The 15,371-nt window shown below is 47.4% G+C and carries 14 protein-coding genes; 10 read left to right on the forward strand and 4 right to left on the reverse strand.

What is annotated here, in order from left to right; genetic code table 11:
• Positions 1-176: 176 nt before the first annotated feature.
• Complete coding sequence (locus ADU22_RS08805) at positions 177-902, forward strand: EcsC family protein (protein WP_053361812.1); 726 nt, start codon at positions 177-179, stop codon at positions 900-902.
• Positions 903-940: 38 nt separating this feature from the next.
• Here the strand turns inward: ADU22_RS08805 and ADU22_RS08810 are convergent, their stop codons facing one another.
• The 3 genes from ADU22_RS08810 to ADU22_RS08820 form a co-directional block, all read right to left on the reverse strand.
• The gene (locus ADU22_RS08810; protein ID WP_053361813.1) at positions 941-2,152 is read right to left on the reverse strand and encodes a M20 family metallopeptidase; all 1,212 of its coding nucleotides are present in this window, start codon (positions 2,150-2,152) and stop codon (positions 941-943) included.
• A 170-nt stretch (positions 2,153-2,322) separates the two neighbouring features.
• The gene (locus ADU22_RS08815; protein WP_053361814.1) at positions 2,323-3,720 is read right to left on the reverse strand and encodes a hypothetical protein; all 1,398 of its coding nucleotides are present in this window, start codon (positions 3,718-3,720) and stop codon (positions 2,323-2,325) included.
• 164 nt (positions 3,721-3,884) lie between these two features.
• Entirely contained in the window at positions 3,885-4,391 is a 507-nt protein-coding gene (locus ADU22_RS08820; RefSeq protein ID WP_053361815.1) for an antibiotic biosynthesis monooxygenase family protein, read from the reverse strand.
• A gap of 226 nt (positions 4,392-4,617) precedes the next feature.
• On the opposite strand from ADU22_RS08820, the gene hemE reads away from it, so the two are divergent.
• The 3 genes from hemE (at position 4,618) to hemY (ending at position 8,271) form a co-directional block, all read left to right on the forward strand.
• Entirely contained in the window at positions 4,618-5,664 is a 1,047-nt protein-coding gene (hemE, locus tag ADU22_RS08825) for a uroporphyrinogen decarboxylase (RefSeq protein WP_053361816.1), read from the forward strand.
• Positions 5,665-5,884: 220 nt separating this feature from the next.
• Entirely contained in the window at positions 5,885-6,814 is a 930-nt protein-coding gene (hemH, locus tag ADU22_RS08830; RefSeq protein ID WP_053364511.1) for a ferrochelatase, read from the forward strand.
• Between the two features lie 35 nt (positions 6,815-6,849).
• On the forward strand, positions 6,850-8,271 hold the full coding sequence (hemY, locus tag ADU22_RS08835; RefSeq protein ID WP_053361817.1) for a protoporphyrinogen oxidase: 1,422 nt from the start codon (positions 6,850-6,852) through the stop codon (positions 8,269-8,271).
• A gap of 116 nt (positions 8,272-8,387) precedes the next feature.
• On the opposite strand, the gene yhfH is transcribed toward hemY, so the two are convergent.
• Positions 8,388-8,522, reverse strand: a complete 135-nt coding sequence (yhfH, locus tag ADU22_RS23935) for a protein YhfH (RefSeq protein WP_069187965.1) — start codon at positions 8,520-8,522, stop codon at positions 8,388-8,390.
• Positions 8,523-8,692: 170 nt separating this feature from the next.
• On the opposite strand from yhfH, the gene ADU22_RS08840 reads away from it, so the two are divergent.
• The 6 genes from ADU22_RS08840 to ADU22_RS08865 all read left to right on the forward strand — a co-directional run bounded on the left by ADU22_RS08840 (position 8,693) and on the right by ADU22_RS08865 (position 15,260).
• Positions 8,693-9,427 carry an MBL fold metallo-hydrolase gene (locus ADU22_RS08840; RefSeq protein ID WP_053361818.1) on the forward strand — a complete coding sequence of 245 codons (735 nt, stop codon included), beginning with the start codon at positions 8,693-8,695 and terminating at the stop codon, positions 9,425-9,427.
• A 43-nt stretch (positions 9,428-9,470) separates the two neighbouring features.
• Complete coding sequence (gene lplA / locus ADU22_RS08845) at positions 9,471-10,460, forward strand: lipoate--protein ligase (protein ID WP_053361819.1); 990 nt, start codon at positions 9,471-9,473, stop codon at positions 10,458-10,460.
• Between the two features lie 153 nt (positions 10,461-10,613).
• Positions 10,614-12,170 carry a fatty acid--CoA ligase family protein gene (locus ADU22_RS08850; protein WP_053361820.1) on the forward strand — a complete coding sequence of 519 codons (1,557 nt, stop codon included), beginning with the start codon at positions 10,614-10,616 and terminating at the stop codon, positions 12,168-12,170.
• A gap of 218 nt (positions 12,171-12,388) precedes the next feature.
• Positions 12,389-13,393 (forward strand): ABC transporter substrate-binding protein, encoded by a 1,005-nt coding sequence (locus tag ADU22_RS08855; protein ID WP_053361821.1) that lies wholly within the window; start codon positions 12,389-12,391, stop codon positions 13,391-13,393.
• Between the two features lie 84 nt (positions 13,394-13,477).
• On the forward strand, positions 13,478-14,491 hold the full coding sequence (locus tag ADU22_RS08860) for an ABC transporter permease (RefSeq protein ID WP_053361822.1): 1,014 nt from the start codon (positions 13,478-13,480) through the stop codon (positions 14,489-14,491).
• A complete protein-coding gene (locus tag ADU22_RS08865) occupies positions 14,466-15,260 on the forward strand; it encodes an ABC transporter ATP-binding protein (protein WP_053361823.1) in 795 nt (264 codons plus the stop codon). Before ADU22_RS08860 ends, ADU22_RS08865 begins: the two co-directional genes overlap by 26 nt.
• The last annotated feature ends 111 nt before the right edge of the window (positions 15,261-15,371 follow it).

The following is a 15,371-nucleotide window of genomic DNA, read 5'->3' on the forward strand; positions in this document are numbered from 1 at the left end:
AGCCGGCAAAAAGGTAACTGACAGCAGCTCTCAATACCCAAAAAACCGGTCAAACTGCAAAAAGGTCACTGACTCGCAGTCGCCCTCGGCGGAGCCGTCCAAAATGCCTTTGAAAACTGCCCCCTTCAGGAATCTGGCCCGGGATGGCGCGTATAGTTAGAAGAAGGGGTGATTCTATGAACGAGTATGAGCTGAAAGTCTATGATGAGCTCATGGAGTGGCAGCGTAAAATGCGAAAAAAATCAAGTCTGCTTACAAGGGCGTCAAAAAAGGTGCAAACGAGGATCAATGGCATGATTCCGGAGAGGGTGCATACTTTCATGACCGAAAGCATTAAAAACATGGTGAAAGCCACGCTTTCGGGTTCAGGGCTGACTACGAAAAAGCAGCAGGGAACGGGCTTAGGGTTAAAAGAGAAGGACGATTTATTCCGGAAAAAGCTTGAGACATACCGCAAAACTGCCGCCATAGAGGGAGCCGGCACCGGGGCAGGTGGGATACTCCTTGGATTGGCCGATTTCCCTTTGCTGCTGTCGATAAAAATGAAATTTTTATTTGAGGCAGCATCCATCTATGGTTTTGATACGTCGAAGTATGAAGAAAGGCTATTTTTGCTATACGTATTCCAGCTTGCGTTTTCGGGAGAAGAGACACGCAGGGAGACTTACGAACTTATCCGTGAATGGGAAGATCGTAAAAACGGTCTTCTCGAGATGGACTGGAAAGAATTCCAGCAGGAATATAGGGATTATATCGATTTGGTTAAAATGGCCCAAATGCTGCCAGGCATCGGCGCGGTGGTAGGAGCGTACGCAAATTACAACCTCCTGGATCAATTGGGTGAAACCGCCATGAACGCCTGCAGGCTGAGAATACTGAAAACGCCCCCGGCAGCTCAGTAGCCGGAGGCGTTTTTTTATTTAAAATTGATTTCGCTCTCTTAGGCGAGATTTCCCTGAAGCTCGGCCTCTGAGGTGTCACGGTTCTGATAATGGATTGCGGCAGCGCCAAGTGATTTGGCGGCAATAAGCATGGCTTTTTCGTCAAAATCAAATTTAGGGTGGTGGTGCGGATAGGCTGTTCCTGTTCCATTGGGATTGGCACCTGTAAAGAAGAAGCTTCCTTTTACATGCTGCAAATAATAAGCGAAGTCTTCGCCTCCCATTTGAAGTTCGCTTTCTTCTATCTTGGTTACCTGGGGCACATGGGAAACAGATTCAATCAGGAATTCCGTTTCCGGACCATGGTTCACAACAGCCGGATATCCGCGGAAAAAGGTATAATCATAAGTGCATTCATTTGCCAGGCATGTACCTTGAATCACCTTTTCAAGCTGATTCTCTATAAAGCTCCGTGCTTCTTCGCTGAAGGTCCGGACTGTCCCGATAAGTTTTGCTTTGTCGGCAATGACATTGAATGCGTTCTCGGCCATGAATGAACCGACTGACAGGACGGCCGGTTCAGTTGGATTCACTCTCCGGCTGACGATTTGCTGCAGGTTTATAACAAGCTGGGAAGCCGTGACAATCGCATCGTTGGTTTTATGAGGCTGTGCACCATGCCCGCCTTTTCCCTGAATGGTGATTTCAAACCTGTCGGCCGCTGCCATGATCGGACCGATTCGATACTGGACTGTGCCCGTAGGCTCGCTGGCCCAAAGATGTGTTCCGAAAATCACATCGACTCCCTCGAGACAGCCATCCTCAATCATGGCGATTGCCCCTCCTGGAGCATATTCTTCTGCATGCTGATGAATCATCACGTATGTACCTGCCAGGCTTCCCTTTATTTCATTCAGTGCCTTTGCGAGCACCAGCAGGGTGGCGGTATGGCCATCATGCCCGCATGCGTGCATGATACCGGGCACCTGTGATTTGTATGGGACTTTTTTTTCGTCCTGGATTGGAAGGGCATCAAAATCAGCCCTTAAGGCTACGGTCTTTCCAGGTTTTCCTCCATGGATTTTAGCGACTACCCCGTTGCCGCCGACATCCCCCCTTACCTCAATTCCAAGTTTTTCATAGTAGGATCTGATATAGGCGGCAGTATTGACTTCCTGGAAGGATAATTCGGGATGCTGATGCAGATACCTGCGGATATCGACCATTTCTTCATATAAGTTGTCCAGTTTTCCAAATAAACTTTCTTTCAAATTGGAGCACTCCTTTCAAGGCGGCAAAACTATTTAGACAATTATAACATTTCTGCCCGATGTGCAGGGAAAGAATTGCTGCCAGCCTCAGTACAAAGCGGGAATACAAGACAAAAAAAGCCTGGTGAGAAAACCAGGCTTGCTAAAGTTTTAAAATCGGCCAGAACACTTTAAATCAGGAACATGGCGACTATAGTTGTTACACCCAGCCCGATGGCGACTGGCAGCAGATTGCGCCTTGCCAGTTCGAAAGGGTCGACACCACAGATGGCGGCAGCGGGAATAAGAGCCCATGGTACCAGAGTGCCTCCTCCCACCCAAATGGCAGCAATTTGACCTAATGCCGTCAGTGTAGCTGCTCCCGCTCCGATGGCGCTGGCAAAAATGCCGGCTACCGAACCGGCAAGGGAGATGCCGGAAAAACCGGAACCATCCAGTCCGGTTATCGCGCCTACCGCGGTCAAGGTTACAGCTCCAACTTCTTTGCTTAACGGCACGACAGTTGCCAGGGCGATTCCAAGGTCATTGACAATGCCGTTTGAGCTTTCAGGCAGGGAATTGCCGATGATTTTTGTGAAGCCCGAGTCCCCAAGGTAAAAGAAAGCTGCAATGGGAATCACAGGACCGAACACCTTAAAGCCAAACTGAAAACCTTCGATTAAGTAATTGGTTGTTTCCTCAAGTCCCTTCCCTTTATGCGAGGTTAGGGCAATGACGAGGAGGATGAAAATGGCCGTGCCTCCTACCAAAGCTGTGGCATCCCCGCCTGTTAAATTAAGGGTGAACATTGCAGCAACATTGGAGGCAAATAAAACCGGAATCAGCAAGGCAAATGCTCTTTTCTGCTTTAATGTCAGCAAATAGCCATGTGTCCCAGTGCCTTCCAGGCTCTTGCTTTCCATAGCGTTTCCGGAGATCAGCCTTCCATTTTTCATATCCCTTTTTAAAAAGTAAAAGGCAGTGACAGTGGTGACAATTCCCATAACAATTATAAGCGGAATGCTGGCCTGAACGACCTCTCCAACAGGAAGGCCCGCTGCATCTGCTGTCAGTTTAGGTGCAGCCTGGATGACGAAGTCTCCTGAAAGCGCAATTCCATGTCCAAAAAGGTTCATCGCCATGGCTACTCCAAGAGCAGGGAGGCCAACCCGAAGCGCAACTGGCAGCAAGACCGCACCCATAAGGGCAACAGCAGGAGACGGCCAGAAAAACCATGAAATGACCATCATAAGCAGACCGATGACCCAGTAGGCAAGTGCGGGAGTCCGAATCAGTTTTGCGAAAGGAGAAATCATGACATCATTAATGCCTGTGACAGTTAGGGTTTTGCTCATGGCGACAATGATCGATATGATCAGAATGGTAGGGAGGAGTTCGGTAATCGCATAAATGAAGCTATTGAATACGGAACTAATGGAGGAGCTCAGGGAGCCTTTTGCCACAATCGCAATCAGAAAAATGCCAACAATTGAGATGATTGAAGTGTCTCTTCTCATAACCATGAATCCAATAATAAGGAAAATGAAGCAAACATAAATCCAATGAAGGGCAGTTAACTCTACGGCCATGGTATCCTTCCTTTTTTCTGTAATTCCGACATTAGGCGGAAGGCCTGAATGATGGTATTACAGAATATGTGCGCATTGGAAAGTGGGTTCCATGGCAGCAGAAAGTAAATCCAAATCGGGAAAAATGAATAAAGGAGGACCAGCACGGCCTCTCCTTTGAATACCTATTCTTCTTCGGCTATACTATACGTGGTGATATAGGAGGCACCTGAAAAAATGGTCTGAGGGTGTGCCCCTGAGTTCCCGCCCGGCTTTTGATGGGCATTTTGGAAGGAATCGGATTCTTTCCACCGCTCAAATGCCATCCTGTCTTCCCACGCCGTCAATATTACATAAGTGTTGGAAGAAAGGGGACGAAGGACTCTAAGGGCAGCAAAGCCAGGCTGATTTTCAATTTTGCCCTGGCGATTTTTAAACCGGTACTCAAACACCGGCCTGCCTTCGTCCGTAACGGGAATATTGTTCATCACAATGAACTCCGCCTTGTTAAAGCTTCCAGCCGAATCAAGCACTTCGTATTTTCTTGGACTGCTGAAAACGGTGTTTCCTTCTGTTTCATGCAGAAGTACGGATGACTCATCATCACCCATCAGCAGCATTTTTTCGCTTGGATGTCTATCACGGAGCTTTCTTAAAAATTCACTGGTACCGGAAGTTAAATAGATTTTCAAAAAAATCACCTCTGGGTAATAATTTTAAGTCTATTATAGCTCTTCCCTTCAGGCGGTGCCCATAAAAGGCCTTCACCCGGAAAAACGTCATTTTTATGACATTTGCTCCTTCCTGCTAGGAATAGGACCGTTAAAAAGGATATAGTGTAAATAGCATAATGAAGCATGTTAACAATTTTAAAAATAACAGATTAAAGAGATATAGTTGAAAGGTGGATCACCTCGGATGAGCAGAATACTGAATGATACGTTTTTAAAAGCAGCAAGGGGAGAAAGGACGGACCATGTTCCTGTTTGGTATATGCGCCAGGCAGGCCGTTCGCAGCCGGAATACCGGGCCATTAAAGAAAAGTATTCCTTATTTGAAATTACGCATCAGCCTGAACTTTGTGCTTATGTAACCAGATTGCCTGTTGAACAGTACAATGTTGATGCTGCCATCCTTTACAAGGATATCATGACACCGCTTCCGGCCATTGGTGTCGACGTGGAAATAAAGAGCGGGATCGGCCCGGTGATTTCGAATCCAATCACTTCGCTTGCCGATGTGGAAAAGCTTGGAGAACTCAATCCCGAGCAGGATGTTGCCTATGTGCTTGAAACCATTAAAATTCTTACAGAGGAACAGCTTTCCGTGCCCCTGATCGGATTCTCCGGCGCGCCGTTTACGCTTGCCAGCTATATGATCGAAGGCGGCCCTTCAAAGAATTACAATAAAACCAAAGCTTTCATGTATGCAGAACCGAAAGCTTGGTTTGCCTTGATGGACAAACTTTCTGAAGTGATTGTTACATATGTAAAGTCACAGATAAAGGCCGGATCCAGGGCCATCCAGATTTTTGATTCATGGGTCGGTGCCTTGAATGTTCAGGATTACCGTTATTATATCAAGCCGGTCATGCATCGGATTTTCACGCAGCTTAAGGAAGAAAATGTTCCCCTTATTATGTTTGGAGTCGGAGCAAGCCACCTGGCAAGGGAGTGGCACGATCTCCCAATCGATGTCGTCGGCCTGGACTGGCGCCTGCCAATTAGTGAAGCCCGGGAAATGGGCATCCATAAAACCGTGCAGGGCAACCTTGACCCGGCAATCTTGCTGTCTCCTTGGGAAGTGATCGAAGAAAGGGCGAAGGCCATCCTGGACCAGGGAATGGCACAGCCAGGATATATCTTCAATCTTGGCCATGGTGTATTTCCTTCCGTCAATCCGGAAACGCTGAAAAGGCTGACAAGCTTCATCCATGAATATTCCGCTTCCAAACTGGGCCGTTAATTCTATCTGCTAAATTAATGTATAAAGGCGCTTGCGCTTTTCTGTTGGCACATCGGCACTTTATTTGGCAAAATAGATTTGTATCGGGCTTAGCGCCAGGCTTGGGCGATAGTTGACCATGCACCGGGGAAAGATTGCTCCCCCGGTGTTTGTGTCTGTTACCGTCCAGACCGAGGTGCTCATGCTTTTCAGTATTGAGACTGTAAAAAGAGGTGCAATAATGGCAAAGAAAAAAATGGGTTTGCTCGTAATGGCATACGGCACTCCATATAAAGAAGAAGATATTGAAAGATACTATACTCATATCCGCCATGGCCGAAAGCCAACCGACGAGATGCTGGAAGACCTGAAACAGCGCTATGAAGCAATTGGAGGTATTTCCCCGCTGGCTAAAATCACCCGGGAGCAGGCGGAGGGGCTGGCTGGCTACCTGAATGAAATCCAGGATGAATATGAATTTAAAATGTATTTGGGCCTAAAGCATATCGAACCATTTGTCGAGGATGCGGTTAAGCAAATGCATGAAGACGGAATTCAACAGGCTGTCAGCATTGTTCTCGCGCCGCATTTTTCCACTTTCAGTGTGAAATCCTATAATGGCCGTGCCAAAGCGGAAGCGGAAAAGCTTGGGGGACCGGGAATTATCTGCGTTGAAAGCTGGTATGATGAGCCTAAATTCATTCAATATTGGTCAGAGCGTGTAAAAGAAACATATGACTCCATGCCTGTGGATGAAAGGGAAAATTCTGTTCTGATTGTATCGGCTCACAGCCTTCCAGAGAAAATTCTCCAGTCCGGAGATCCTTACCCGCAACAGCTGCAGGAGACGGCGGAGCTTATTGCCGAAGGTGCCGGGGTGAAGGACTTTGCTGTAGGCTGGCAAAGTGCCGGAAACACACCGGAACCATGGCTGGGCCCGGATGTGCAGGACCTTACAAGAGACCTTTACAATGAGCATGGATATAAAGCATTTGTCTATGTCCCTGCTGGCTTCGTGGCGGACCATCTTGAAGTTCTCTACGACAATGATTATGAATGCAAAGTAGTCACCGATGATGTAGGGGCAGCCTATTACCGGCCGGAAATGCCAAATGCCCAGAAGGAATTCATTGATGCACTTGCAGCCATAATCCTGAAAAAATTGGCTTAAAGAGGACTATTTCAGAAGAAAAGTAGGCGATAACCTTGGCAGTAGACAAGAAAAAGGTTGTCATAGCTGGTGGGGGAATCACTGGGCTGACAGCCGCATATTATCTGCAAAAATACGCCCGTGAGCATCAGCTGCCTTTGGAAGTAAAATTGGTGGAAGCATCTAGCCGGATTGGCGGGAAGATGCAAACCGTAACAAAGGATGGTTTCACTATTGAACGGGGGCCCGACTCCTTCCTGGAACGAAAGCAAAGCGCAGCCAGGCTTGCAAGGGAGGTGGGCCTCGGGGACAAGCTTGTCAACAACTCGGCAGGCAAGTCCTATGTCCTGGTCAGGGAGCAGCTGCATCCCATGCCAGGGGGCTCCGTGATGGGAATACCGACCGAAATCGGCCCGTTTGTCACAACAGGCTTATTCTCATGGCCAGGAAAAATAAGGGCAGCGGCCGACTTTTTTCTGCCGCCTTCCGAGGCACAGGCAGACCAGCCGTTGGGGACTTTCTTTCGCCGCAGGCTTGGAGATGAAGTAGTTGAAAACCTGGTTGAACCCTTATTATCTGGTATCTATGCAGGTGATATCGACCAAATGAGCCTGATGGCAACCTTTCCCCAGTTTTACCAGGTAGAACAAAGATATGGCAGCCTGGTGCGCGGGATGAGAAAAACGGCTCCTAAGACAAAGAAGCCATCCGAGCCGGCACCCGCTAAGAAAAAAGGGATTTTCCTTACAGTCTCGACTGGATTGGAGTCTTTTGCGGACGCAATCGAGGCACAGCTTGAACAAGGGTCGGTCCTTAAAAGCACGAGGGTGGATAAGGTAGTGAAGGAAGGCGGAAGCTATTCCCTGCGTCTCAGCAACGGAGAGCAATGGGAAGCAGATTGCGTTTTGGTGACTGCCCCCCATGAGGCGGCTTTGCACATGTTTTCGCAGTACGAATCCCTCTTTGACGGATTCAGGAATATGCCGTCCACCTCGGTTGCCACGGTATCGCTGGCCTTTCCGGCTGAAGCAATCAAACAGGATATCGACGGTACGGGATTTGTCGTTTCACGCAACAGTGACCATCGAATAACCGCTTGTACCTGGACACATAAAAAATGGCCGCATTCCACTCCTAAAGGGAAAGTCCTGCTCCGCTGTTATGTGGGCAGGCCCGGGGATGAAGGAATTGTTGAACAGACAGATGCCGACCTTGTAAAAATTGTTCTTGAGGATTTGAACAAGACGATGAATATATCGGCAGAGCCGGAGTTTTCTGTTATCAGCCGCTGGAAAGAAGCTATGCCGCAATATCTGGTGGGGCATAAACAAAGGGTCGAAGAGTTGAATTCAGGACTGCGAACGCAGCTCCCGGGTGTGTTTGTCGCGGGCAGTTCCTATGAAGGCCTGGGCATCCCCGACTGCATCGACCAGGGGGAAAACGCTGTACAACAGGTATTGGATTTTTTAAAACGATAACATCCAGATAAAAAAGAAGCCAGCTGCGACATGCAGCTGGCTTTTCCATGGGCATTATTTAAAGGGATGTAACACAAGTGTGAAATTTCAGATAATGATGGGCGAAGAGTTACAGTTTAATATTTTCCGGGATCCATGCAGCTGTCGCATTTGCTTCCGTAGCATTCGTGCTGCTCGTTCATTTTCTCTCCGCATTCTGTGCATTGCTTTGCTGGAAGATTCCGAAAAAATTCGACGACATTTTCAAGCATGTTGAAGACCTCCAAATGATTTATTGTTTTGGTACAGTTATTAAGTTGGTTTTATTGTATTATAACAGTGTTAGCGGTGTCAACCATTGTTTTATAACAAACTTAATTAAATGAAAAGATGGGCAAAATGGAGTATAGTGAATGTGGAAATTGAACTAGGAGGAATGGACATGAAGCTGACAGTGATCGGCTGCTGGGGCGGCTATCCGAAGAGGAATGAAGCAAGTTCAGGTTATCTTTTGGAGCACGAAGGATTCAAGTTGCTTATAGACTGCGGCAGCGGGGTGCTTTCAAAACTGCAGAATTTTATACAGCCGGAACAGATTGATGCCGTGGTGCTGTCGCACTATCATCCGGACCACAATGCAGATATCGGGGTTCTTTACCATGCAAGGCTGATCCAAGGCTTCCTTGGTACGAAGCCGCCGGAGTTGCCTATTTACGGGCATAGCCTCGACCAGAAAGAATTTGCCAAACTTACATATAAAAAAATCACTAGGGGAGTTGCCTACAATCCGGAGCAAATCCTTGAGACAGGACCTTTTAAAATCAGTTTTCTCCAGACTGTTCATCCGGTACCCTGCTTTGCAATGCGGATTGAGGCAGGGGGAAAGGTCTTGGTTTACACCGCCGATACTTCCTATAAAGAAGAATTCATCCCGTTTGCGGAAAACGCCGACCTGCTTTTATGCGAATGTAATTTCTATGGGAACCAAAATGGCAAGGGTGCAGGCCATATGAACAGCTTTGATGCTGGCAGCCTTGCAGCAGCGGCCCAGGTGAAACAGCTTATCCTGACACACCTGCCCCATTATGGAAAGCTTCAGCAGCTTTCGGAGGAAGCCGCTGAAAAATATAGTGGGGAAGTCCGCCTCGCAGAGGAAGGCCTCTCGATAGTTCTATAAAATTGCAGTTTAACAACACTGGCTTTAAGAAAGGAGACACATTATGTTATTTATCGATAATCAGGGCATTACCGACCCGCGCATAAACCTGGCGATTGAGGAATATGCCGTTAAGAACCTGGATATCAATGAAACCTATCTATTGTTTTATATCAATGAGCCCTCCATCATCATCGGCAAGAACCAAAATACAATAGAAGAAATTAATACAGAGAATGTCGAGAAAAACGGGATTCACGTAGTGAGACGGCTGTCAGGAGGAGGTGCCGTCTATCATGATCTCGGAAACTTGAACTTCAGTTTTATCACGAAGGATGACGGAGAAAGCTTTCACAACTTTAGAAAGTTTACGGAACCTGTCGTGGAAGCCTTGAAAAAAATTGGCGTCAATGCCGAGCTGAGCGGACGGAATGATCTGCTGGCAGAAGGAAGAAAGATATCAGGAAACGCACAGTTTTCAACGAAAGGAAGAATGTTCAGCCATGGTACTTTAATGTTCGATTCTAAAATCGACAATGTCGTATCAGCACTGAATGTGAAAAAAGACAAGATTGAGTCCAAAGGAATTAAGTCTGTCCGCAGCCGTGTTGCCAACATATCCGAGTTTTTGGCTGAAGACATGACGATAGAAGAGTTTAGAAGCCTGTTGCTTAAATATATTTTCGCCGGTGCCGATGAAATACCGGAATACACTTTGACACCGAAAGACTGGGAAGAAATCGAAAAACTCTCGAAGGAAAGGTACCAAAATTGGGATTGGAACTATGGCAGATCCCCAAAATTTAATTTGCAGCATTCCCACCGCTTTCCGGCTGGGCAGATTGATGCCCGGTTCGAAGTCAACAAAGGGATCATTGCCAACTGCAAAATTTATGGTGACTTTTTCGGGGTTGGCGATGTCAAGGAGATTGAAGAACTGCTTACAGGAGTCAAATATGAAAAGTCCAGTTTGGAGGCAGCCCTGGCAGGCGTCAAGACCGAACATTATTTCGGAAATATTTCCAAGGAAGATTTTATCAAACTAATTTATTAGTGCAAAAACACGGTGCCAAGCCTGGTGCCGTGTTTTTATTTTTATGAGCAAAGCCCGATATTTCTCTTGTATACATAAACTTCTTTCAATATAATATATTTAGAAAATTTTTAAAATATGGTGAATATTTCACCATCAAAGGGGGATGGAGAATTGAATATTACGTCACGATTGCATGAAACAGCGGTGGAGCTTGGGGAAAAACCTGCCTATCACTTTATGGGGCAGACAAGTACATATGCGGAACTCGATGCTGCAGTCTCAAAGTTCGCATCGGGACTTGAGCAGCTGGGAATAAGAAAAGGGGATCATATTGCCCTGCTTTTGGGGAACTCGGCTCATTTTGTCATTAGCTTATATGGCGCGTTAAGGCTGGGAGCTACAGTCATTCCGGTAAACCCAATCTATACGGCAGACGAAATTGGCTATATTCTTCATAACGGAGATGTCAAGGCCGTGGTCGGCCTAGATCTGATGGTGCCGCTGGCGGAGAAAATGCATGAAAAACTGCCGAACATTGCACACTATATCATTTGTGAGTCCGGGCAGATTGGAGCGACTGATCTTGATGATTCAAATCTGTCAATCCACCCAAAAATGAAATCGTTTACAACAGTGATCGCTTCTGGTGAAGCCAGTTTCAAAGGGCCGGAGCTGGATAAGGACGATACAGCCGTCATCCTTTATACGTCCGGAACGACAGGCAAGCCAAAGGGAGCAATGCTTACGCATGGAAATCTTTACAGCAATGCAAAAGATGTAAGCGATTACTTAAGGATCGCGAAAGAGGACCGTGTCATTACGACATTGCCGATGTTCCATGTTTTCTGCCTGACTGTTGCCCTCAATGCTCCTTTGATGAATGGCGGAACACTCCTGATTGTACCAAGGTTTTCACCAGGGGAGATTTTCCAAATAGCCAGGGACTATCAGGCAACTGTATTTGCCGGTGTGCCAACGATGTATAACTTCCTTCTGCAATATCCTGAAGGAAGGGCAGAAGACCTTCAATCCCTGCGCCTGTGCATATCAGGAGGAGCTTCCATGCCTGTTGCGCTTTTAGAGAACTTTGAGAGAAAATTCCATGTCCGGGTTTCGGAAGGGTATGGATTGTCCGAGGCTTCCCCAGTCACATGCTTCAACCCGCTGGACCGTCCGCGCAAGGCCGGCTCAATCGGCATGTCGATTGTCAATGTGGAAAATAAAGTGGTCAATGAATTGGGAGAGGAAGTTCCGGCGGGCCAGGTGGGAGAACTGATTGTTAAGGGCCCGAATGTAATGAAAGGCTATTATAAAATGCCCGAAGAAACAGCGGCCGCCATTAAGGATGGCTGGCTTTATACAGGGGACCTTGCGAGAGTGGACGAAGAAGGATACTTCTATATTGTCGACCGTAAAAAGGACCTTGTCCTGGTTGGCGGCTATAATGTGTACCCTCGCGAGGTGGAAGAGGTCCTTTACAGCCACGAAGATATCATTGAGGTCGCTGTAGTCGGTGTCCCCGACCCCAATTTTGGAGAAGCGGTACGCGCTTTCGCCGTCAGCAAAAATCCCGGATTGCGGGAGGAGGAATTGATCGAATTCTGCAAGGAACACCTGGCAAAATATAAAGTTCCAAGTTCAATAAATTTCCTTGAAGAGCTTCCTAAAAATACAACAGGGAAAATCTTGCGACGTTCCCTCAAAGACCAGTTAATGCAAAGCAAATAATGTACTTTGGAGCCCGGCATACAGGAATTTATGCCAGGCTTTTTTCTGTAAAGAACCGCAGGGCACCTTTTAATCTGCCAGTCATTTACAAGACGAGTTCCAATTTTCTAAAAATTAATAAAAATCACTTGATAACTAAATTGAAATAATATTATAATAGTTTAACAAATAAAAGCATAAAAGCGTTGAAGTACAAGGATAAATAGGGGGAAAATACTATGCTGAAAAAAATGAAGGTAATGGCGGCAGCAGGGATTACGGGAGCCTTGTTGCTCGCAGGCTGCGGCAGTGATGAAGCTGGAAGCAGCCAGGGAACAGAAGCTGAAAAGGAAGGCAGCAAAACCCTTAAAGTTGGGGTTACTCAGATCGCTGAACATCCATCCCTTGATGCTGCATTCGAAGGGTTCAAGGAGGCATTGGAGGAAAAGGGTCTTGAAGTTGAATACGATGTCCAAAATGCACAGGGAGATGCCAACAACAATGCATCAATTGCCAATAACTTTGTCGGCGACAAGGTGGATTTGATCTTTGCAAACTCTACGCCGAGTGCCCTGAGCGCGCTTAACGCGACAAAAGACATTCCAATCGTTTTTACATCCGTTACTGACCCGCTGGGGGCCGGCCTTGTGAAATCGATGGAAAACACTGAAGGAAATGTAACTGGCACAACCGATACCCATCCCGAAGCGATTCCGAATACTGTGAAGTTTATGGATGAACAGTTTGAAGGCAGCAAAGTCGGCCTAATCTACAATTCCGGCGAGCAGAATTCCATTGCCCAAATCGACCTCGTAAAAAAGGCAGGAGAGGGCACTGACCTCAAATTTGTCGAAGCCACAGTATCAACGACAGCAGAAGTAAAACAGGCAGCAGAGTCCCTGGTCGGCAAGGTGGACATGATTTACATCATTACTGATAATACAGTGGTTTCCGGGCTGGAATCGGTCATTATGGTCGCTAATGACAATGACCTCCCGCTGTTTGTTGGCGAACTGGATTCCGTGGCGAAAGGCGGGTTTGCCGCTTACGGTTTCGATTATAAGGATATCGGCTATGAAGCCGGACTCATGGCAGCCCAAATCCTCGACGGCGAAAAAAAGCCTTCCGAACTGCCAGTGCAGTATCCACAGAACCTGAAACTGGTTATTAATAAAAAGGCTGCTGAAGAAATGAATATTGAAATAAAAAGCGAGTGGGACAGCCAGGCTGAATACCTTGAATAAGTGATGATGACCTTCCCTGTCTGAATTCAGCCAGAGGTATCCCAACCGGACAGGGAAAGAAGCATCAAAGAAAGGAAGTTGATGATGCCTACAGCTATTTTTGGGTCGCTTGAAGCTGGCGCCATTTACGCACTTATGGCTTTGGGAGTGTACCTGTCATTCAGGATCCTGGATTTTCCTGACCTGACCGTCGACGGAAGCTTCGTTACGGGCGGTGCGGTTGCCGCGATTTTAATAGTAGGAGGAGCCAATCCGTTTCTTGCAACGGCAGCTGCCATCGTGGCCGGCTTCCTTGCAGGGTGCATTACGGGGCTTTTGCATACGAAGGGGAAAATCAATCCCCTCTTGTCCGGAATCCTTATGATGATTGCCTTATATTCAATTAATCTGCGAATCATGGGCAAATCCAATGTCCCATTGCTTGCAGAGGAAACGGTGATGACGAAGCTCTCGAATTTCTGGAAAGGACTTGGAATTGACGAGGCTCTCTCTTCGATTGGTTTTATACCAAAGACCTGGGCCATCCTATTTTTCATGGTCCTGCTGGCCTTCGCTGTAAAAACAGTAATGGACTGGTTCCTGAAGACAGAGTTTGGCCTTGCGATCAGGGCAACCGGGGATAATGAAACCATGGTGCGCAGCTTTTCGGTGGACACCGACTTTTATAAAATTTTCGGCTTGGGCCTTTCCAATGCCCTTGTGGCCTTTTCGGGAGCATTGATTGCCCAGTACAACGGCTTCAGCGATGTAGGGATGGGCATCGGGATGATTGTGATCGGGCTGGCGTCTGTCATTATCGGCGAGGCCGTATTTGGGGCAAAGAATATCGTCAGAGCTACCGCAGCAGTGATTGGCGGTGCCATCCTCTACCGGATTATCGTTACGATGGCTTTAAGGGTCGAATTCCTTGAAACAGGCGATATGAAATTGATTACGGCCTTGATTGTCGTCGGTGCATTGGTCCTTCCAAAAGCCATAGACAGGCAAAAGGAAAAGCAGCGGAAGCGGAAACGCCTAAAAGCCATGCAGGAGCAAAACCTCAACAGTGAAACCGGCGGAAGGGGGCAGAGCCTTGCTGCAGTTGAATCAGATTTATAAAGTGTTTAACGAAGGAACAGCAGATGAAAAAGTGGCCATCAACCATGTAAACCTTCATCTGGCTCCTGGAGACTTTGTTACCGTAATCGGGAGCAACGGTGCCGGGAAATCGACGCTAATGAGCGTCATATCAGGGAAGCTTTCTCCGGATGTTGGCAACGTGCTGATCAACGGAAAGGAAGTTACCGAAATGGCTGAACATAAGCGGGCCGCTTATGTTGGCCGGGTCTTCCAGGATCCGATGGCCGGCACCGCTCCGTCAATGACGATTGAGGAAAACCTTGGAATCGCCTATTCGCGGATGAAACGCCGCGGTCTGGGATTGGGAGTCAATCGCAAGCGGCGCGAGTTTTTTAAGGAAAAGCTTGAAAGCCTTCACCTGGGGCTGGAAAATCGCCTCGAAGCAAAAGTTGGCCTGCTGTCAGGAGGGGAAAGGCAGGCGCTGTCCCTCTTAATGGCAACTTTTACAGAGCCTAAAATCCTGTTGCTGGATGAGCATACGGCCGCCCTTGACCCATCCAGGGCAGAACTGGTCACCCGGCTGACCAAGGAAATTGTCAGCCAGTACCAGCTGACAACCTTGATGGTCACCCATAATATGCAGCAGGCGCTCGAGCTGGGCAACAGGCTGATCATGATGGACCAGGGACAGATTATTTTTGAAGCACAGCCAAACGAGAAAAAGGCGCTTACAGTTGATAAGCTCCTGAATGAATTCCAGCGGATTCGCGGGGAGAAAATGAACAGCGACCGCGCTGTACTGATTTAGAGAAAAGGCACATGGTGATCCATGTGCTTTTCCTGTGTGGAAAAAGGAGTTTTTTGGGTTGGGGTTTGAAACACTGACAGGTTGTGTCACGTGTCAGTGCCCGAAATTGGT

The organism is Bacillus sp. FJAT-27251, from assembly GCF_001273925.1.
Classification (GTDB): Bacteria; Bacillota; Bacilli; order Bacillales; family Cytobacillaceae; genus Mesobacillus_B.